The organism is Wohlfahrtiimonas chitiniclastica DSM 18708 (assembly GCF_000375345.1).
Classification (GTDB): domain Bacteria; phylum Pseudomonadota; class Gammaproteobacteria; order Cardiobacteriales; family Wohlfahrtiimonadaceae; genus Wohlfahrtiimonas; species Wohlfahrtiimonas chitiniclastica.
The window spans coordinates 19,997-38,977 of sequence record NZ_AQXD01000005.1; the positions used below are offsets into that span (position 1 = coordinate 19,997).

Genomic DNA, 18,981 nt, shown 5'->3' on the forward strand with positions numbered 1-18,981 from the left:
ATTTCGATTGGCGACCCGATCTATGAGAAAGGAGAACCAATGTCAGAGGCGACACAAACAGAGAATCTTCAACCCCTTGAGCTAGAAGACATCACCATCATCAAGGATGATCAATTTAAAAAGGCAATCACAGCCGCCGCGCTTGGCAACGCCATTGAGTGGTTTGACTTTGGTGTGTATGGCTTCTTAGCCTATGTGTTGGGTAAAGTCTTCTTTCCGGAAGCATCGCCAAGTGTGCAATTGGTGGCATCTTTGGCCACATTTTCCGTCCCATTTTTAGTACGTCCGCTCGGCGGCATCTTTTTTGGTGTGCTTGGGGACAAATTTGGCCGCCAGAAAATTCTAGCCATCACCATCATCATTATGTCCGTGAGTACGTTTTCCATCGGGCTCATTCCATCGTATGCAACCATCGGCATTTGGGCACCTGTTTTGCTCTTACTTGCCAAATTGGCACAAGGCTTTTCTGTGGGCGGTGAATACACAGGCGCGGCGATTTTTGTGGCAGAATATGCGCCTGATCGTAAACGCGGATTTTTAGGCAGTTGGTTGGATTTTGGCTCGATTGCAGGCTTTGTATTGGGTGCAGGCGTTGTGGTTGTCATCACAATGTTGCTTGGGCAAGAGCGCTTTGAGGAGTGGGGCTGGAGAATTCCATTTTTCATTGCAGGTCCCCTTGGCATCATTGGCATGTATTTACGCAGTGCCCTAGATGAAACCCCCACTTTCCAAAAGCATACCGAAAGTTTAGAAAAGGGTGAAGGCGAAGAAAAAGAGTCGTTGCTACAGATCATCCGTAATAATTTTAAAAGCATTTTGGTGTGCATCGGTTTAGTGATGGCAACAAATGTCACTTACTATATGTTATTGACGTACATGCCAAGTTATCTGTCTCACAATCTTGAGTACAGCGTGGATCATGGCGTGTTGATCATCATTGCCATTATGCTTGGTATTTTGGTGATTCAGCCAGTGATTGGTTTGTTGAGTGACCGTTTTGGCCGCCGTATTTTTGTGCAGATGGGCAGCATTGGTCTGTTTGTGTGCGCCATTCCGGCTTTTTACCTCATCAATACGGGTAATGTTGTGCTCATCTTTTTGGGTTTGATGGTTTTAGCAACTTTATTGAGCTGTTTTACGGGTGTGACGGCATCCATTTTACCGGCGATTTTCCCAACTCATGTGCGTTACAGTGCCATGGCAATTGCTTTTAATATCTCGGTATTGATTGCAGGCTTTACCCCAACCGTTGCAGCATGGCTTGTGGAAACGACGCACAATTTATACATGCCCGCGTATTATTTGATGGTGATAGCTGGCGTTGGTTTTATCACGGTGTATCACATGAAAGAGACAGCCAATCGCCCATTGAGTGGTGAAACGCCTGTGGCATCTAATCGACGTGAGGCGAAAGAAATTTTGCAAGCCCATTATGATCGCATTGAGGGCAAAATTGAAAGCATCGATGAAGAGATTGCCCGCTTACAAAAACGTCGGGAACAGTTGATTTTACAGCATCCTGAAATTGATGAATAAGTGTATTCAATAACAGAAACAAAAAAAGCATTGTTTTCACAATGCTTTTTTTATGATTCAGCTGATATTAAGAGGCAGATTTACATGCCACACCATTTTTGGATTGACCCATAAAATTGGTGAAAGTGGCCGTTTTGCCTTTTGTCCATAATTCGTAAATGCCGCCGGCATATTTAGCGCCACTTGCAGAGATGACATTGGCCAATAAAACTGGTGCTTCACCATTCACAGAGACTAGGGCAATGCTGTTTTGATCATTGTTCATGAAGGTTGCTGTCACTTTATCCGCACCGCATACATAATTTTCTACAGTGGCTGTTTCATAGCCTTTAAATGCAGAGGGTTCTGTGGTTGCGCATGCACCTAATGCCAATGCAGCAGCACAAAGGGTGATGATTTTGATCGCTTTTTTCATAAAAAGTCTCCTATGGGTAAAAGCCCATTATAGGCATAAAGCCTATAATATGGCTAGATCATCTTAAGAATTATTCAGAACGCGTGCGACGTGAATGTGCTTTAGGGGCACGAGGACGGTCGCCTGCAGGACGTGCAGGGCGGTCTGATCTTTCAGACTTAAAACGTTTCTTTTCAGCGCCACGAGAATCGCGATCACCTTTAGGTGCATCAAAAAACTCAGAAGAGGATTTACGTTCTCTTTTTGGTTTTTCAGCACGTGCTTCACCACCACGAGGTTCACGGTTTTCACGTTCAGCACGTGGGGCGCGTTCACGATCACCACCGCGATCAGAACGGCGTGCGCCGCCAGATGATTTACCGTAACGACCATTGCCACCACCGTTACCACGGCGTGAACGACCACCTTTTTTATTGCGGCTTTCTCTGAAATCATTAGGATCTAAGGTTGGCTCTAAACCTTCAACAGTCGACACATCGATTTTGAAAGAAGTGTAATCAGAGATGTCACGCACACGTTTATGATCGCGGACATTCACTAAGCTGATGGCATCACCTTTACGACCCGCACGGCCTGTACGGCCAATACGATGCACGTAATCTTCCGCTTTCATTGGTAAACCAATGTTGATGACGTGTGTCACCGTTGCGATGTCGATACCACGAGCAGCAACGTCTGTCGCCACTAAGATTTTAGTGCGGCCTTTACGCAATGTTTCTAAACGACGGTTACGCACTTTTTGTGGAATGCCACCGTGTAAGAATGTGACAGAAAAACCTTCATCTTCTAACAATTCAGCAATCTCTTCACTTTCGATTTGCGTTGGGGTGAACACAACCGCTTGATCTAAAGATGGAGAGCGCAACCAATGCATTAACAATTCTCTTTGGTGAGATCTGTCATCGGCAAAGTTGATTTGTTGTGTGATGTTTTCATTTAAGATGCTTTTTGAAGAGAGCTCAATTTTATGAGGTTCTGTCATCATCTCTTCAGCTAAACGCATGATGTTTTTAGGGAATGTGGCTGAGAACATTAAGTTTTGTTCGCAGTTTGTACAAGCTTTGTGAATGAGTTCTAAGTCTTCTGCAAAGCCTAAATCTAACATGCGATCCGCTTCATCGGCTACAAAGAATTCAACTTCTGACAAGTTGATGACTTTTTGATTGTATAAGTCTAATAAACGGCCAGGGGTTGCCACTAAAATGGTCACGTTTTCTAATTCACGGATTTGTTGACCATAAGGCATGCCGCCCACAACTGTGGAGATGCGAACGCCTTTGGCCATACCTTTTAAGCGAATGGCTTCTTTTGCCACTTGTTGCGCCAATTCACGCGTTGGGCAAAGCACCAATGCTTTAGGTTTAATGTTCTCTTTCATCTTACCAAAACCACGTTCGCCTTTAGGACGGAACGGGCGCTTTTCAGCGGGTAAGTCTAATAAAATATTTAAGACAGGCAATAAGAATGCAGCAGTTTTACCGCTACCTGTTTGGCTGCTCACCATTAAATCCTGACCGGTTAATGCAATCGGTAATACTTCAGATTGCACAGGCGTCGGGGATTGATAGCCCATTTCATTTAACGCGTTTAATAAAATAGGATGTAGATCTAAGTCTGAAAAAAGCATAAATAATATATCTACCTCAAAGTGATTTGAGGCACCTTAACTTGATTAAAAAGGGAGGGTGTTCACGGAATACTACGTGGCGGCTTGACGCGCGAGGGTGAGGCAAATATAGAAATATGCATGTAGACTCTAGAATTCAATGAAGCCTGTGAATTATACAGACTTTTTTATAAAATGATAGCACTGTTTAAAATTGACCAAATTTTACAATCAAACTTTGATGTTTTAGCTTGAATGTAATGAAAAGTAAGTGGTGTGGGCACAATAAAAAAAATTTATGCTACTATAAAATGGCATTAAAAGATTAACCACCTCAATTAATGATGAGAAAAGCGTATTTATGTAAATCAATGAATCTCATACATTAAAGAACTATTATAAACTTGTTAAGCAAATCGTGAATTGTAAGGAATGAAGTTCGTGACCATAAAAAATACATTTGGCATTAAAAATGAAGAGTTAGATGTTTTATTAGATATTAATAATTTTACCGAATCGGATGTGGCGACACTCCACCGCTTGCGCCCGATTGTTGAGTCTAAACTCCCAGAATTAACAGAAAAATTTTATATTCAATTACAAGGCAACCCAACCACTGCTCACTATTTAGAGGGACGTTTAGAAGCGTTGAAAGCCACGCATTTGGCATGGCTGCAAGGTCTATTTACGGAAAATTTTGATCAAGCGTATGTGGATTTTTTATGGAACATTGGTCGCGTGCATGCAAAATTGCACATTGCACCATTGTTTGTAGCGGCAAGCATGAGCTATTTGCGTGCGGAGTTTCCAAAATTAATCAGCTATGAAGCGGCGCAAACTTTAGGATGCACGCAATCTGAATTGGTGTCCCCGATTCTAAAAATGCTCGACATCAATCAGTTTGTGATCGACAACAGTTACAACGAGCGCCTATTAGAAGTGACGGGCATCTCGAAAAAATTGTTACAGCGTTTAATGAGCTGATGCCTATTTAATGGTGATTGAATGACCAGCATCGCTGGTCTTTTTTTTATTTCATGTCTGTCATGTGCTTGTCATATTGATCCTATATACTTGCCATTTTGTGAATTAAGATAATGATTTATAAATATTTTTAAGGGTAGATGAGATCAATATTGTTGATATTAATCAATAAACAGGGTGTGAGAAAATTCTCTGATGATAAGAATCTTGAATTTAGAAAATTTCATTGCTACTCTCAAAAAAGTCAGTTGAACTGACCAATATAAATACAAAATGAAGGAGTAAGGATGAGCATAAAAAATACATTCGGCATTACGAATGAAGATTTAGATGTATTGCTGGACATTAACCATTTTACACAAGCAGATGTGGAGATTTTGCGCACATTGCAGCCGCTTGTTTTGCCAAAGCTTGGGCAGCTGACGGAGCAGTTTTATGCGCAATTGCAGGGCAATGAGACAACAGCACATTATTTAGAAGGTCGCATTGATGCTTTAAAAGCCACACATTTGGCATGGCTGCAAGGTCTGTTTACGGAAAATTTTGATCAAACGTATGTGGATTTTTTATGGAACATTGGCCGCGTGCATGCAAAACTGCACATTGCACCTTTGTTTGTGGCGGCAAGCATGAGTTATTTGCGTGCGGAATTTCCAAAACTCATCACCCGTGAAGATGCTGATGCACTAGGGCATTTACAATCAGAGTTGATTTCACCTGTGTTAAAAATGCTCGACATCAATCAATTTGTGATCGACAGCAGCTACAGTGATCGCTTATTAGAAGTGACAGGCATTTCAAAAAAGCTATTGCAAAGATTAATGGGTTAAAAAAATCCCACTCATCAGAGTGGGATCGATTTGGATCAATCATTGGCCATGGCGGCGCTTTAAGACCGCAATCACATCTTGCCATGATAAATCCTGATCATGGAGCAATACCGTTGCGTGATATAAGAGATCCGCCGCTTCATTGACGAGTTCCTCTTTATCCTGCACCGTTGCCGCAAGTGCAACTTCTACACCTTCTTCGCCCACTTTTTGCGCAATGCGCTTGGTGCCTTTGGCATAGAGTGCTGCGGTGTAAGAGCTTTCAGGATCACCATTTTTACGTGATTCCAATAATTTTTCCAATTGACTGAAAAAGACCCACGGCAATTCGTTTGAAACGCCATCAAAGCAACTGACATTACCTAAATGGCAAGTGTTGCCAATGGGATTAACGGTAATGAGGAGCGTATCTTGATCACAATCTAACGTGTAATTGACCACATTTAAGAAATTGCCGGAGGTTTCGCCCTTCGTCCATAAGCGGTTTTTTGTGCGGGAGAAAAACGTCACCACCTGTTCAGTCAATGTTTTTTTCAAGGCTTCTGGCGTCATCACGCCAAACATCAACACTTCTGCCGTTTGATGATCCTGTACAATCACGGGCAATAAGCCGCCCACTTTCTCCCAATTGATTTTTCCGTGGGCTGTTAAGCCATTGGCGCGTAGATAATCTTTGAGCTCGCCAATGTGCACGATTTTTTTGTGAAAGGCGGATGCACCAAGGGTGCCGGCGGCATTGCCTTTGGTGTAGGCTTCTAAAAAGTGCTCAGGGGCACCAGCGCCGCCCGATGCCACGATTGGCAATGAAGTCAATGCTGAAAATTTTGCCAATTGTACCAAATCATAACCACTGCGAACGCCATCTTGGTTCATCATGTTTAAAACGATTTCACCGGCGCCGCGCTTTTCCACTTCTTTGATCCAATCTTCCGTGCGCCATTCGGTTTCTAATGTGGTGTCAGGATCACCGGTTAAGGCATAAACAAAGTAATCATCGCGCGCTTGATCATAATAGGAGTCAATGCCCACCACAACGCGTGATTTCCCAAAGGTTTCTGACAGTTCATTGATTAAATCAGGATTCGCTAAGGCAGGGGAGTTGATGGAGATTTTTTGTGCACCATTGTCAAACACCATTTGTGCATCTTCAACTGAGCGAATGCCGCCAGCCACGCATAATGGCACATCGATCACCGCGGCGACTTTTTGAATCCATGATTTATCCACCAAATCATTTTTGGTGCTCGCGGTGATGTCATAAATGACAATTTCATCGGCGCCTTCTTCATTGTAGCGTTTGGCAAGCGCCACAATGTCACCCATGATTTCATGGTTTTTAAACTGTGTGCCTTTGACCACTACGCCATCTTTGACATCTAAACATGCCACTATTTTTGCAAGCATTCGATTGCCTCCTGTACAGAAAATTGATTGTCTAATAATGCGCGCCCCACGATGACGCCAAAAACATTGGTGGGTTCAAGGGCTTTGATGTCACTGAGGTCGCCAATGCCGCCCGATGCTTGAAATTGAATGGATGGATAAGCAGCCGTAATTTCTTGATATAAATCGATATTTGAGCCGCTGAGCATGCCATCTTTAGAGATGTCTGTGCATAAAACATGCTTTAAGCCCACCACTAAAAAGTCATCAATGACGGATTCTAATGTTTTCTCTGATGTCTCTTGCCAGCCGCTGATGGCGATGCATTTTTCACCGTGTTCGATGCGCACATCTAACGCAAGCACCAAGCGATCTGCGCCAAAGCGCTTAAACCATGTTTTGACGAGCTCGGGCGATTGAATGGCCGTTGAGCCAATCACCACGCGCGCGACGCCAATCTTTAATAAGTTTTCGACATCCTTTTCTGTGCGAATGCCGCCGCCCACTTGAATGGGTACATTGACGGATGTCACCAGTTGTTCGATCGTGGTCAATTGGCGCTTGAGGGGATCTTTTGCGCCATCTAAATCCACCAAATGAAGATAACTCGCACCGCCTGCAATGTAGCGCTGAAATTGTTCAACGGGAGAAACTGTAAACGTGGTTTGCTTGCCATAATCGCCTTGCTGCAAACGCACCACTTGACCATTGATTAAGTCTAATGCTGGAATGATGATCATAATAATCCCTTAGAGCTGGGTAAATCTGTGCCTTCCACTTTAATGGCTTGGCGTAATGTGCGGCCAAAGACTTTAAAGAGCGATTCAATTTTGTGGTGCGTGTTTTTGCCTTTGGCTTTCAAGTGCAATGTGCAGCCGAGTGAATAGGCGAGTGAACGGAAAAAGTGCGGCACCATTTCTGTGCTGAATGTACCGATCTGATCACGTTTAAACTTGGCATCAAATTCTAAATGTGGGCGCCCTGATAAATCTAAGGTGCAGGAAGCTTTGCATTCATCCATTGGCAACACAAAACCAAAACGGGCAATGCCGCGCTTATCGCCAAGGGCTTCACGCAGTGCTTCGCCAAGGGCAATCGCCGTGTCTTCCACTGTGTGGTGATCATCAATTTCAATGTCACCTTTCACATTGAGCTCTAAACGAAAGCCGCCGTGGGTGGCGATTTGATCGAGCATGTGATCAAAAAATGGCAAACCTGTGTGAATGTGGCTGTGACCGGTTTCATCTAAATAAACTGTCACATTGATGTCTGTCTCTTTTGTGGTGCGCGTAACGCTGGCGGTTCTTGGGGTGCGATCACCGCTGCATAAAGTCATGGGCACCAATTTTTCCACAATCAATGACCAAGGCAGTTGCTCAGGATGATATTGAATGGCAGCAATGCCCATGTTTTCTGCCAATGCCACATCCGTTGGGCGATCCCCGATCACATAACTGTGATTCGGATCAAACAGTTTTTCATCTAAATAACGTTGCACTAAGCCCAATTTTGGCTTTCTGCACTGGCAATCATCTTCCTGAAAATGTGGGCAGATGAGCACTTCATCAAAAGTAATGCCTTGAGATTCAAAGAGCGCCATCATTTTATTGTGGGGTGCATCAAAGGTCTCTTGTGGGAAAGCGTCTGTGCCCAGTCCATCTTGATTGCTCACCATCACAAAACGGTAACCGGCTTTTTGTAAGGCAAGCAATGCCGGAATCACATTCGGCTCAAAACTTAATTTCTCAAGGGAATCGATTTGAAAATCGGTTTTTGGCTCATCAATTAAAGTGCCATCACGATCGATGAATAAAATATTTTGCATGTCTTTCTCCTAAACAAAATTTTTAAGGGCAGTGATGACGCGCGCCATCTCTTCATCTGTCCCGATGCTGATGCGAATGAGATCACTGAACGCACCCGATTGACGTTTTACATAGATGTGTTCATTGTTAAGGTGCGTCATCAGTGCATCGGCGGCGGTCACTTCAATGAGCACAAAGTTGGCATCACTTCGATAAACCTTGGTCACGTAATCGATGGTGGCAAGCGCTTTTATGAAATTGCTTTTAGTGGCTTGAATGCGCGCAACGTTCGCTTTCATTTGGTCAATGGCGGCATCTGTTAACGCAGATTCTGCAATTGCCACAACGGGCGAAGGCATCGGATAAGGCGCAATCACCTTTTTAAGGGTGCGAATGACCTCAGGATTGGCCACCGTAAAGCCGCAGCGAATGCCCGCTAAACCAAAGGCTTTAGACAATGTGCGGATAATTGCAAGATTTGGGAATTCTGCTAAGCGGCTTGCAAAGCTTGGTTGATCGGCAAACTCAATGTACGCTTCATCCACCACCACAATGGCATGGTCAGCGGCGCGCAAAATGGTTTCCATCTCGTCAAGCTTCATCACATTGCCGGTGGGATTATTTGGCGAGCAGATGAACACCACTTTTGCATCCTGCATGGATTCTAAAAGGGCAGGCACATCCAGTTGAAAATCTTGTGTCAAAGGTGCTGTGAGCACTTTTGCGCCCACCACTTGTGCATCAATGGCATACATGCCAAAAGTAGGCGGTGAGCAGAGAATGGCATCTTCATCACCATTGCAATACGCCTCAATGATGAGTTTAATCGCTTCATCGCCGCCAAGGGACACGAGAATGTTCTCCGGCTGCACGCCCAAAAATTTTGCATAGCGCTCAATCAAAACCGTTGGCTGTGATTCAGGGTAACGATTAAACGTTGCATTGGTGAGGGTAAAGGTTTGCGGATAAGGGTTCTCATTGGCATCTAAATAGATGGCGCGCGGATCTTCATCACGGGGCGCGACAGAATATGGCTCTAAGGTATTGAGGCTACGTTTTTCGATGTTCATGTGCGCTCCTTCACTTTCTCTAAACGAAGATCAACGGCTAATTTATGGGCATCTAACAACTCTTTCTCTGCCAAAAGAGAGACGATGGGGCCTAAAGTTTTTAATCCCTCTTCGGAGATTTCTTGGATGGTCATGCGTTTACTGAAATCTGCCAATCCCAAGCTTGAGACCGTTTTTGCATAGCCATACGTTGGCAAAACGTGATTGGTGCCAGACGCATAATCACCCATGGATTCAGGAGAATATTGCCCCACAAAAACAGAGCCTGCATGCTGAATGCTTGGCAATAAATCGCGCGGTGCTTGAGTTTGTAAAATTAAGTGCTCAGGCGCATATTGATTGCTGACGCGCACGGCTTCTGTCAAATCATCCACAATGATGGTGGTGCTGTGGCGAAGGGATTCGGTGGCCACATCTTTGCGAGAGAGGCGCGCGAGCCAATAATCTAACGCAGCATTGACGCGTTCAGCCATGTTTTGAGATGTGGTGACTAAAATCACTTGAGAATCTGCGCCATGCTCCGCTTGGGAAAGCAGATCAGAGGCCACAAAATCAGGATCTGCGGAATCATCCGCAATCACCAACACTTCAGATGGGCCCGCAGGCATGTCAATGGCTGCACCATTGACGCGCTGGCTCACTTGGCGTTTAGCTTCTGTCACATAGCTATTGCCCGGGCCAAAGATTTTATCCACTTTTTCCACTTGTTCAGTGCCAAGCCCTAAAGCAAAGATGGCTTGTGCGCCGCCCATGGTGTAAATGGTGTCAATGCCGCATAATTTGGCCGCATAAATGATCTCATCGGCAATCGTAGGCGGTGAGGCGAGCACAATGCGTTGGCAGCCTGCAATCTGCGCTGGAATGGCCAACATTAATACCGTGGAAAATAGCGGCGCTGTTCCGCCTGGAATGTATAAGCCCACTTTTTCAATCGGGCGCGTGACCACTTCGCATACGACGCCTTTTTGTGTTTCCACTGTAATCGGCGGCGTTTGTTGGGCTTTGTGGAATTGATATATGTTGTCATACGCATTTTTAAGGGCAGCTTTGAACTCATCAGAGAGATTTTGCTCCGCTGCGTCAAAGGCAGATTGTGGCAACAGCACTTCAGTTAATTCTGTGCCATCAAATTGTGCCGTAAAGCGAAGCAGGGCAGCATCGCCTTCAGTTTCAATCGCTTCGCCAATGGCGCGCACGCGATTTTCTAAACTTTCGGCGCTCATTTGCACCGGGCGCTGTAAAATTTCGGCCTGTTTTTCGGTGGTTAATTCATTCCAAACAACTGTACGCATCACAACTACTCCATCATTTTTTCAATTGGTAACACTAAAATTGCGCTGGCCCCTTTGGCTTTAAGGGCTTCCATCGTCTCCCAGAAGAGGGATTCGGTGCTCACCATATGGATCGCGACACGCGATTGATCATTGGTGAGGGGTAAAATCGTTGGGGTCTCAGCTCCTGGCAATAATGAGCAAATCTCTTCTAAGCGATCTTTCGGCGCATGGAGCATGATGTATTTTGATTCAATCGCTTGGGTGACGCCTTGAATGCGGCACATGAGTTTATTGATGAGCGCTTGCTTATCTGCACTCATCGGGGCGGTGGTTTGAATGAGTGCCGCTGTTGAGCGATAGATCACATCCACTTCGCGTAAACCATTTGCTTCTAATGTTGCGCCGGTTGAGACAAGGTCACAAATGGCATCTGCAAGACCTGCGCGCGGGGCAACTTCTACAGAACCATTGAGCATTGAGGTTTTAAAGGGGATGTTTTTCTCATCTAAAAAGCGCTTTAACAGATATGGGTAAGAGGTTGCGATGCGTAGATTTGTGAGATCTGTCACATCTTGATAGGGGCGCTCTTTAGGAATGGCAATCGACAAACGGCATGCACCAAAAGGCAATTCTTTTAATGCAATGTATTGATTGTCCATTTTGCCTTCGCGGCTCAGCGCCACTTCTTCAAGGACATTTTGCCCCACAACGCCAATGTCCACCACACCATCAAAAATGAGCCCCGGAATGTCGTCATCACGCACACGCAAAATGTCGATGGGCATATTTTCCACATGGGCAATGAGCTTATCTTTTTGAATGGTGATTTTAAGGCCACATTGCTTGAGGAGATTTTCGCAATCTTGGCTGAGTCGACCAGATTTCTGGATGGCAATTTTCAAACGTTGATTTTGCATGGCATTCCTTTGGTGTTTTTTTGAATTATCTTAATACTGTACTACTATAATAGTACAATTGATTTGATTTAATGCAACCATTTTTTTATAAAATTTTCATCTCTGTTATAGTAATGATCACTAAGAGAATGAATTGATAAGAAAATTAGCCCAGATGAATTAACAATAAGGAGTGCACATGGTCACAACATTGCTCGGTGAATCCCCCGTTTGGAGTGAGCGGGATCAATGCCTCTATTATGTGGACATTTTAGGCAATGCCATCATTCAATATGATCCCATCAAAGATGCGCATCAATCATGGTTTGCAGATGAAAACATTGGTTGTATTGGATTAATCAAAGAAGGTGGCTTCATTGCTGCGATGCGCACAGGTGTGTATCGATTGAATGCCTATGGTGAGAAAATCGAGCATTTAGCGAACATTCCAAGTGATCCTGCCCATAGCCGCTTTAATGATGGCAAAGTTGATCCGTGGGGGCGCTTTTGGTGCGGCACAGTGTTTGAAGGTGAAGCTGCGGGCGCGGTGCTTTGCTGCATGCATGCAAACGGTGCGCTTGAAGTGATCGATACTGGTTTACACATCATCAATGGCATTGCCTTTTCGCCAGATGGCACCCATATGCTCTATTCAGATACCCAAACGGCCACGATTTACCGCTATCCGTTAGATCCAAGCAATGGCCACATCATTGGCGAGCGCAGTATTTTTGCCAAAGGTGGACAACCCGATGGCGGGCAATTTGATGCAGAAGGTCACTATTGGAGTGCAGATTTTGGCGCAGGGCGTTTAACGGTGCGAAATACGGATGGCAACATCATCGAAACCCTTAATGTGCCCAGTCGTTATCCCACCATGATGGCATTTGGCGGCAAGGATTTAGCCACGCTTTTTGTCACAAGTTCCCGCGAATATGCGGATGCATCAGACAATCACAGCGGACAATTATATCAATGCAAAGCGCCTGTTAAAGGCGTGTCTGCCCACTATTTTTCATTAGGAGCATGATTATGAATAAAAATTATACAACGGCAATTTATCACTCCCTAAAAGACAAAGTACTGTTTTTATCAGGCGGTGCATCCGGCATTGGGGAAGGTTTTGTGGAAGCTTTTTTGCAGCAAGGGGCAAAGGTTGCGTTCATTGATTATGATGAAGCGGCGGGCAATGCATTAGTGGCACGCTTGAATCATCCGGATCTCTATTTTCAGCCTTGTGATGTGCGGGACATAGCAGCCTATCAAGCGTGTATCGATCAAGCGGCGCACCATTTTGGTGGCATTGATGTGTTGATCAATAATGCAGCGCGTGATGATCGCCACAGCTTATTTGAGGTGACAGAAGCCTATTGGGATGATCGCATGAACATCAATTTGCGTCATCAGCTCTTTGCCATTCAGCGCATTGCGCCGATCATGGCAAAACGTGGCGGCGGAAGCATCATCAATATGGGTTCGACTTCATGGATGCAAGGTTTACCAAATATGGTGTGCTACACCACTGCTAAAGCTGCCATTTTCGGTATGACGCGCACCTTAGCCCGTGAACTTGGGGCAGATAACATTCGCGTCAATTGCTTGGTGCCGGGGGCGATTCGTACAGATCGCCAAGATCAAATGTGGGCAGATGATCCGAAAGGTTTAGAAAAAGCCCATCAAGAATTTTTAGAAAAACAGATGTTGAAATTTCGCTTAGAAGTGGAGGATTGTGCGAAAATTGCACTTTTCCTTGCCTCAGAAGAGAGCCGTGGTTGCACAGGGCAAGATTTTGTGGTGGATGCAGGCTTATTGTTTCCGGAGTAAACAGCATGAAATGGATGTGGTTAAGCGCGGTATTATGGTTGCCAAGCGCGTGGGCAGTCGATGAGCGATCTGTGAATAATCGTTACACAGCGCTGCTTGGCGCGCCGCTCATTGCCAGTGATTATGCAACAAAAGCGCACGATGCTTATTGGCAAGATTATGATGCGCTGGAGGCTGCCTTCTTAGCGGAGCCTTTTTTAAGCACAGATGCCATGACAAAGATTGCGAGCCATTATGCAGCGCTTGCCAATGAGCCTGCCATGGTTTGGGTGAAAGATGAAGGTGTCACGCAAAATGGGACATTGTGTTGGCGCACCACAAACACCGATTGCTTAGCCGATGTGTTGGCAAAATCGCCGCGCGTGTTGCAAAACATTGCCGATAATGTTGCCATCATCGCGCGGTATGATGCAGTGTTTGCCAATCATCCTGTGGAAACGTGGGTGTGGTATCCGAAAGACGCCGTGATGATGACGCCCTTTCCACAATATCCGCCCCTTTTGAACATTGCTAAGCTGCAATTGGCCGCCGGCACTGCAGGTATTTTGACGGACAATATTGATGAAGGATTGCAAAGTTTTATGGGCGTGCAGCAGCGCGTCAGTGAGATGACGAATGCCGAACAAACCACCGGCATTTTAGCGGTGATGGTTGCGCTGTCGATGCAAGATGGGCTCAACCAATATTTGGAAGCATTGCTACAAAGCGATGTGATGGAAGCCTTGCTTACGAGTGCACATTTGCAGCAGTTGCTTGCGACACATGAAGCATTGCCTTCGCAATTAGAGAGCGCCTTGCAGCGTGCGCTCCATTTTGAGTTTGGTCATTTAGCAGAAGAGGAAGCGACCGCTTCTCGTCAACATTTTATTGATAAAGCCGAACACATCATGAAGCGCCATCAGCGCGTTCAAGCAGCATATCAGCAACTCAATGCCTCTTAAGGCAAGAGTGACTGCGCTGTGTTGCCGTTTGGATAAAGCGTGAGGATGTATTTTTCAAACGCCAACGCGGTTTTGGGTGTGCCGGTGCGCTTTAAATATGACAATACAGCCGCTAAATAAGGCTCGCTTGGCTGCATCGTAAAGCCAAGTTTGGCGCTTAAATCTTCATATTGAATCTGCACTAAATTTGGCTCATCATGGAGCGCTCGTAGATTCACCTGCATACCATCAAACAGTGTGCGTAGCCCCTCTAAATTGCCTTTGATGACAATCGAGCCGTGATCCTCGCCTTCATATTGCGCATAGTGATAAGTTAGGCGCGAAAAGGGCTGACTTTGTAGATAATCATTGAAAGTTGAGATGGCATCATAATGATCCGTTAAATGATCACGGCGCTCAGTTTGCCCAACTTGCGTGAGGATCAATTGAATGTTGTGAAAATCTTGTCCACGTGCGGCTTTAAATTTTTTCAGCATAAAGGCGTCATCCCACCAAATGCTTGGATCATGCACAATGTAAGCATTCATGGAGTGATTGCTCAATAGATGATTTAGGGCTGTAATGCCGCCAAATGAATGGCCAATGAGAATGTTATAACCATTGGTGCGATGGGTTTGTTCGATCAATGGGCGAAGGGTGCCTTCTAGAAAATCAAAAAATGCACCATTGCCACCGGTTTCACCATTGATGGCATGAGAATTGATGGGTGCGCTAGGAATGGATGGCGTTAAATCCCGCGTGCGATCGGTATTGATGATGCCCACAATGATCATTTCAGGCAAGGATGGATAGGGCGCTTTAGAGAGCTTTTCCACAATGCCTGTCAAGTAATGAAAATGACTTTCGCCATCGAGCAAATAAATGACCGGATAAGTCTGTGAGGGATAATCGGCATACGAAGGTGGCACATAGACTTGTACCTCGCGCGCTTCATCATTTAAGCTTGGGGCAAATAATGTGGTGATGTTGCCAATGGTGATGGGCTGTGCAAAGCCGATGGGCATCAGCACACAAAAGAGTAGGATAAAAAAACGCATGATCATGATGCCTCTCGTCAATAATTAGATAATGATAGTCATTCTCATTTGATATGACAAATTTTTATTAAAAAATATTGACCCTCACTGAAGAACGCGCTATTAATAATGAACTATTAAACAATAGCGCCGATTTACACAACTTGCGGGCGAAAACAGCTAAACAGTGCAATCGATCATTGAATGTTTACGTTGGCTCGAGATTGGCGCAAGGCAATTAAAGGAGTCATCATGAAAGCATTAGGGAAACGATTGATCACGGCAGCAACCTTAGCATTGAGCCTAATTTTGGCCGGTTGCGGTAACAGCGACACCACACAAACTTCTGAGAAAAAAGCCATCACCTTTGGCACGACGCCAGGCATGTTTGCGGACATGGTGCGTGATTCTGTGCGCCCGCAATTAGAAGAGAAGGGTTACACCGTTAAATTGATTGAATTTAATGATTATGTGCGCCCTAATCATGCATTGGCGAGCGGCGATTTAGACATCAATATTTTCCAACATCAACCCTATTTAACGCAGTTCATTGCCCACAATAAAGTGGATTTAATCCCATTGTTCCAAGTGCCAACGGCGCCTCTTGGCGTGTATCCTGGTAAATTAAAAACGTTGGATGATGTGAAAGAAGGCTCGACCATTTCTGTGGCGAGTGATCCTAGTAACTTTTCACGCACGCTTGTACTATTGAGTCAATTAGGCTGGATTACGTTAAAAGATGATGTCAATCCCATCACTGCATCTGAAAAAGACATTGCTGAGAATCCTAAGGGCTTAAAATTCATTGCCATTGATGCTGCACAATTGCCAAGATCGCGTTCGGATGTGGATTTTGCAGTGATTACGGGCAACTATGCTGTGGATGCAAAAATCCCCTTAACCGAAGCTTTATTTCAAGAGCCAAGCTTTGAATACATCAATTGGTCTGCCATTAAAACTGCCGATCAAAATGCGCAATGGGTCAAAGATGTGACGGATGCCTACAATTCAGAGGCCTTTAAAGCGTATGCCCATAAGGTGTTTGCCGGTTATAAATATCCTGCAGCATGGTCAGCAACAGACTCTAAGGAATAATCATGAAACGATTGGGACGCAAAATATTGGCGATCAGTGCACTTGCCGTGAGTTTAATCCTCGCAGGCTGTGGTCAAGATCAAGCGGAGTCCACACATCAAACAGTGATCACCGTTGGGACAACACCTGGCATGTTTGCGGACATGGTGCGTGATTCGGTACGCGCGCAATTAGAAGAGAAGGGTTACACCGTCAAATTGATTGAATTTAATGACTATGTGCGCCCAAATATGGCATTGGCGGATGGTGATTTAGACATCAATATTTTTCAGCATAAGCCTTATTTAGATGTATTTAAAGGGCAGCGCCATTTAGATTTGGTTGAAGTTTTTCAAGTGCCCACCGCGCCGCTTGGCATTTATCCTGGGAAATTAAAATCATTAGCAGATCTCAAAGAAGGTGCGCGCATCTCTGCGCCGAATGATCCGAGTAACTTTGCCCGCGCCATTGTGATGTTAGATGAATTGGGCTGGATTAAACTGAAAGCGGGCGTGAATCCCATTTTGGCGACGAAAAATGACATTGCCGAGAATCTAAAAGGCATTGAAATTGTCGAGCTTGATGCCGCACAAGTTCCAAGATCCCGTTCGGATGTGGATTTTGCCATCATCAACGGCAATTATGCCATTGATGCCAAGATTCCGTTAACCGATGCACTTTTTCAAGAACCAAGTTTTGCCTATGTTAATTGGAGTGCAGTGAAGTCAAAAGATATCGAGGCGCCATGGTTAAAAGATGTGACGGATGCCTACAATTCAGAAGCCTTTAAAGCGTACATTGCCAAAACTTATCCTGGTTTTAAATTGCCGGCGGCATGGGGCAATCAGCCATAATGGGTAGAATCGAAAGCCGCTCAATGAGCGGTTTTTTATAGCGCGCGTTGAATGCGTTGATAAATGGTGAACATCAATAACGCAACCATTGCCCATAAAATGCCATTGAGAAATGTCATTGAAATGATGTTTAGAGCCAGTGCAATACACAATGCGCCGAGTACGAAGGCACGATCGCTTTTACCCATTGGCCCATCATAGCGGCGCTTTTCTCCAATCAGTGGTGCCATAACGCCGGCATATTCTGACAATAAGGCTAGAAAAATCACGCTGAATACGGCAATACTATTGATGCCTGCAATGGGCAATAGAACGAGCATTAAAGCTGTGTCTGAAATCACATCGCACAATTCATTGAGATAAGCGCCGAGTTTCGAGGCTTGCTGATGTTCGCGGGCAAGCATGCCATCAATTGCATTGAGCGACATGCGCACAAATAACCAAATGGGCATGAGCCATAAGATCGTAAAATTGGGCAAGCTGACAGTGATGATGCCAGCTGTGAGAATGGAGCCTAAGCAGGCAAAGAGTGTCACTTGATTGGCAGTGATGCTGCGCTGATACAGTGTATGAACAAGCGGGCGAAGTAAATTCTGAAATTTTGGTTTGAGTTGATAAATGGTGATCATCTTATTTTCTCCTGAAGTGTTTAATTATATTGAGCGATGTTTATTTGTCTGTCAAATAAAATAAACACTGCTTATTTTTAGCGAGCGAAAAATCTTGTTAAGATGCACGCAAAGGAGGAAACAATGAGAGAAAAATGGGATGCCCGTTACGCCGCACATGAGCATTTATATGGCAGTGCGCCAAATGCCTTTATTGCCAAAATGGTGGAGGGATTAGAGTTTTCCGGTACATCGCTTGCAATTGCAGAAGGGGAAGGGCGAAATGCGCTCTATATTTTAGAAGATGCTATGCGTCATAATCGCCCGATGACGATGTTGTTACAAGATTATTCAAGCGTTGGGCTCACAAAGGCTAAAGCGCGCGCTGAATCCATGGGATTGATCATCGAGACACAATGCATTGATCTTAATGATGCCGCTTGGCCGTCACAGCATTATGACAATGTATTTTGTGTGTTTGGGCATTTTGAACCTGCACTGAAAGATAAAACATTGCACGGCATTCGTGAGAGTTTAAAGCATGAGGGATGGTTTGTGGGCGAGGTGTATTCAACCGCGCAACTTGCCTATCAAACGGGCGGGCCGCCTGTGGCTGAATTGTTGTATGATGTTGAGGATTTCCTTACCGTCTTTGCTAACGATCGCATTCATCATCTATTTTTAGGGGAAGTGATGCGTTCAGAAGGTGATCTACACAATGGCTTGTGTCATGTGATTCAATTTGCCATTCAAGTGAAAAAAGACTAAAGCAACGCCATTAAATTTAAGCCATAAATATAAATGGCTTAAAATTTAAGTTGTATTTAAACGTTGTTTAGTTTAAATTAAACAGTATTCAAAATAA

The 18,981-nt window shown here is 44.7% G+C and carries 19 protein-coding genes and 1 pseudogene; 9 read left to right on the forward strand and 11 right to left on the reverse strand.

Going from position 1 to position 18,981, the window contains the following annotated elements; genetic code table 11:
- Window positions 1-39: 39 nt before the first annotated feature.
- Window positions 40-1,536: a glycine betaine/L-proline transporter ProP gene (gene proP / locus B143_RS0108915; RefSeq protein WP_018123000.1), complete on the forward strand. Its 1,497-nt coding sequence runs from the start codon at window positions 40-42 to the stop codon at window positions 1,534-1,536.
- A 67-nt stretch (window positions 1,537-1,603) separates the two neighbouring features.
- On the opposite strand, the gene B143_RS0108920 is transcribed toward proP, so the two are convergent.
- Entirely contained in the window at window positions 1,604-1,951 is a 348-nt protein-coding gene (locus B143_RS0108920) for an MliC family protein (protein WP_018123001.1), read from the reverse strand.
- A 70-nt stretch (window positions 1,952-2,021) separates the two neighbouring features.
- Window positions 2,022-3,578: a DEAD/DEAH box helicase gene (locus tag B143_RS0108925; protein WP_018123002.1), complete on the reverse strand. Its 1,557-nt coding sequence runs from the start codon at window positions 3,576-3,578 to the stop codon at window positions 2,022-2,024.
- A 411-nt stretch (window positions 3,579-3,989) separates the two neighbouring features.
- Between B143_RS0108925 and B143_RS0108930 the strand changes: the two genes are divergently transcribed.
- Window positions 3,990-4,541 (forward strand): protoglobin domain-containing protein, encoded by a 552-nt coding sequence (locus B143_RS0108930; protein WP_246781954.1) that lies wholly within the window; start codon window positions 3,990-3,992, stop codon window positions 4,539-4,541.
- Window positions 4,542-4,828: 287 nt separating this feature from the next.
- Window positions 4,829-5,371, forward strand: a complete 543-nt coding sequence (locus B143_RS0108935; RefSeq protein WP_018123003.1) for a protoglobin domain-containing protein — start codon at window positions 4,829-4,831, stop codon at window positions 5,369-5,371.
- Between the two features lie 39 nt (window positions 5,372-5,410).
- On the opposite strand, the gene hisIE is transcribed toward B143_RS0108935, so the two are convergent.
- The 7 genes and pseudogenes from hisIE to hisG form a co-directional block, all read right to left on the reverse strand.
- Window positions 5,411-6,004 (reverse strand): bifunctional phosphoribosyl-AMP cyclohydrolase/phosphoribosyl-ATP diphosphatase HisIE, encoded by a 594-nt coding sequence (gene hisIE / locus B143_RS10120; RefSeq protein ID WP_345938822.1) that lies wholly within the window; start codon window positions 6,002-6,004, stop codon window positions 5,411-5,413.
- A 15-nt stretch (window positions 6,005-6,019) separates the two neighbouring features.
- Window positions 6,020-6,775, reverse strand: a pseudogene (hisF, locus tag B143_RS10125) (imidazole glycerol phosphate synthase subunit HisF); the annotation flags it as partial.
- Complete coding sequence (gene hisA, locus B143_RS0108945) at window positions 6,760-7,494, reverse strand: 1-(5-phosphoribosyl)-5-[(5-phosphoribosylamino)methylideneamino]imidazole-4-carboxamide isomerase (protein WP_018123005.1); 735 nt, start codon at window positions 7,492-7,494, stop codon at window positions 6,760-6,762. The pseudogene hisF and the gene hisA, both read right to left, overlap by 16 nt.
- Window positions 7,491-8,579 (reverse strand): bifunctional histidinol-phosphatase/imidazoleglycerol-phosphate dehydratase HisB, encoded by a 1,089-nt coding sequence (gene hisB, locus B143_RS0108950; protein WP_018123006.1) that lies wholly within the window; start codon window positions 8,577-8,579, stop codon window positions 7,491-7,493. The genes hisA and hisB overlap by 4 nt, the downstream gene beginning before the upstream one ends.
- Before the next feature lie 9 nt (window positions 8,580-8,588).
- The gene (gene hisC, locus B143_RS0108955; RefSeq protein WP_018123007.1) at window positions 8,589-9,629 is read right to left on the reverse strand and encodes a histidinol-phosphate transaminase; all 1,041 of its coding nucleotides are present in this window, start codon (window positions 9,627-9,629) and stop codon (window positions 8,589-8,591) included.
- A complete protein-coding gene (hisD, locus tag B143_RS0108960; RefSeq protein WP_018123008.1) occupies window positions 9,626-10,921 on the reverse strand; it encodes a histidinol dehydrogenase in 1,296 nt (431 codons plus the stop codon). Before hisD ends, hisC begins: the two co-directional genes overlap by 4 nt.
- Before the next feature lie 5 nt (window positions 10,922-10,926).
- On the reverse strand, window positions 10,927-11,820 hold the full coding sequence (gene hisG / locus B143_RS0108965; protein ID WP_008314075.1) for an ATP phosphoribosyltransferase: 894 nt from the start codon (window positions 11,818-11,820) through the stop codon (window positions 10,927-10,929).
- Window positions 11,821-11,998: 178 nt separating this feature from the next.
- Between hisG and B143_RS0108970 the strand changes: the two genes are divergently transcribed.
- From B143_RS0108970 to B143_RS0108980, 3 genes are read left to right on the forward strand one after another with little or no spacing between them, the layout of a single operon-like run.
- A complete protein-coding gene (locus tag B143_RS0108970) occupies window positions 11,999-12,829 on the forward strand; it encodes an SMP-30/gluconolactonase/LRE family protein (protein ID WP_018123009.1) in 831 nt (276 codons plus the stop codon).
- Window positions 12,826-13,623, forward strand: coding sequence for an SDR family NAD(P)-dependent oxidoreductase (locus tag B143_RS0108975; protein ID WP_211205515.1), 798 nt, complete (start codon window positions 12,826-12,828; stop codon window positions 13,621-13,623). The genes B143_RS0108970 and B143_RS0108975 overlap by 4 nt, the downstream gene beginning before the upstream one ends.
- A 5-nt stretch (window positions 13,624-13,628) precedes the next feature.
- Window positions 13,629-14,564, forward strand: coding sequence for a hypothetical protein (locus B143_RS0108980; RefSeq protein WP_018123011.1), 936 nt, complete (start codon window positions 13,629-13,631; stop codon window positions 14,562-14,564).
- Here the strand turns inward: B143_RS0108980 and B143_RS0108985 are convergent.
- A complete protein-coding gene (locus B143_RS0108985; protein WP_248647526.1) occupies window positions 14,561-15,601 on the reverse strand; it encodes an alpha/beta hydrolase in 1,041 nt (346 codons plus the stop codon). The genes B143_RS0108980 and B143_RS0108985 overlap by 4 nt on opposite strands.
- A 231-nt stretch (window positions 15,602-15,832) precedes the next feature.
- Here B143_RS0108985 and B143_RS0108990 point away from each other — a divergent pair, with 231 nt between their 5' ends.
- Together B143_RS0108990 and B143_RS0108995 are read left to right on the forward strand one after the other, a co-directional pair.
- Complete coding sequence (locus B143_RS0108990) at window positions 15,833-16,675, forward strand: MetQ/NlpA family ABC transporter substrate-binding protein (RefSeq protein ID WP_018123013.1); 843 nt, start codon at window positions 15,833-15,835, stop codon at window positions 16,673-16,675.
- Between the two features lie 2 nt (window positions 16,676-16,677).
- Complete coding sequence (locus tag B143_RS0108995) at window positions 16,678-17,508, forward strand: MetQ/NlpA family ABC transporter substrate-binding protein (RefSeq protein ID WP_018123014.1); 831 nt, start codon at window positions 16,678-16,680, stop codon at window positions 17,506-17,508.
- A gap of 35 nt (window positions 17,509-17,543) precedes the next feature.
- Here B143_RS0108995 and B143_RS0109000 read toward each other — a convergent pair whose 3' ends face one another.
- On the reverse strand, window positions 17,544-18,137 hold the full coding sequence (locus B143_RS0109000) for a CDP-alcohol phosphatidyltransferase family protein (protein ID WP_018123015.1): 594 nt from the start codon (window positions 18,135-18,137) through the stop codon (window positions 17,544-17,546).
- A 123-nt stretch (window positions 18,138-18,260) separates the two neighbouring features.
- Between B143_RS0109000 and B143_RS0109005 the strand changes: the two genes are divergently transcribed.
- On the forward strand, window positions 18,261-18,884 hold the full coding sequence (locus B143_RS0109005; protein WP_018123016.1) for a class I SAM-dependent methyltransferase: 624 nt from the start codon (window positions 18,261-18,263) through the stop codon (window positions 18,882-18,884).
- Window positions 18,885-18,981 lie beyond the last annotated feature (97 nt).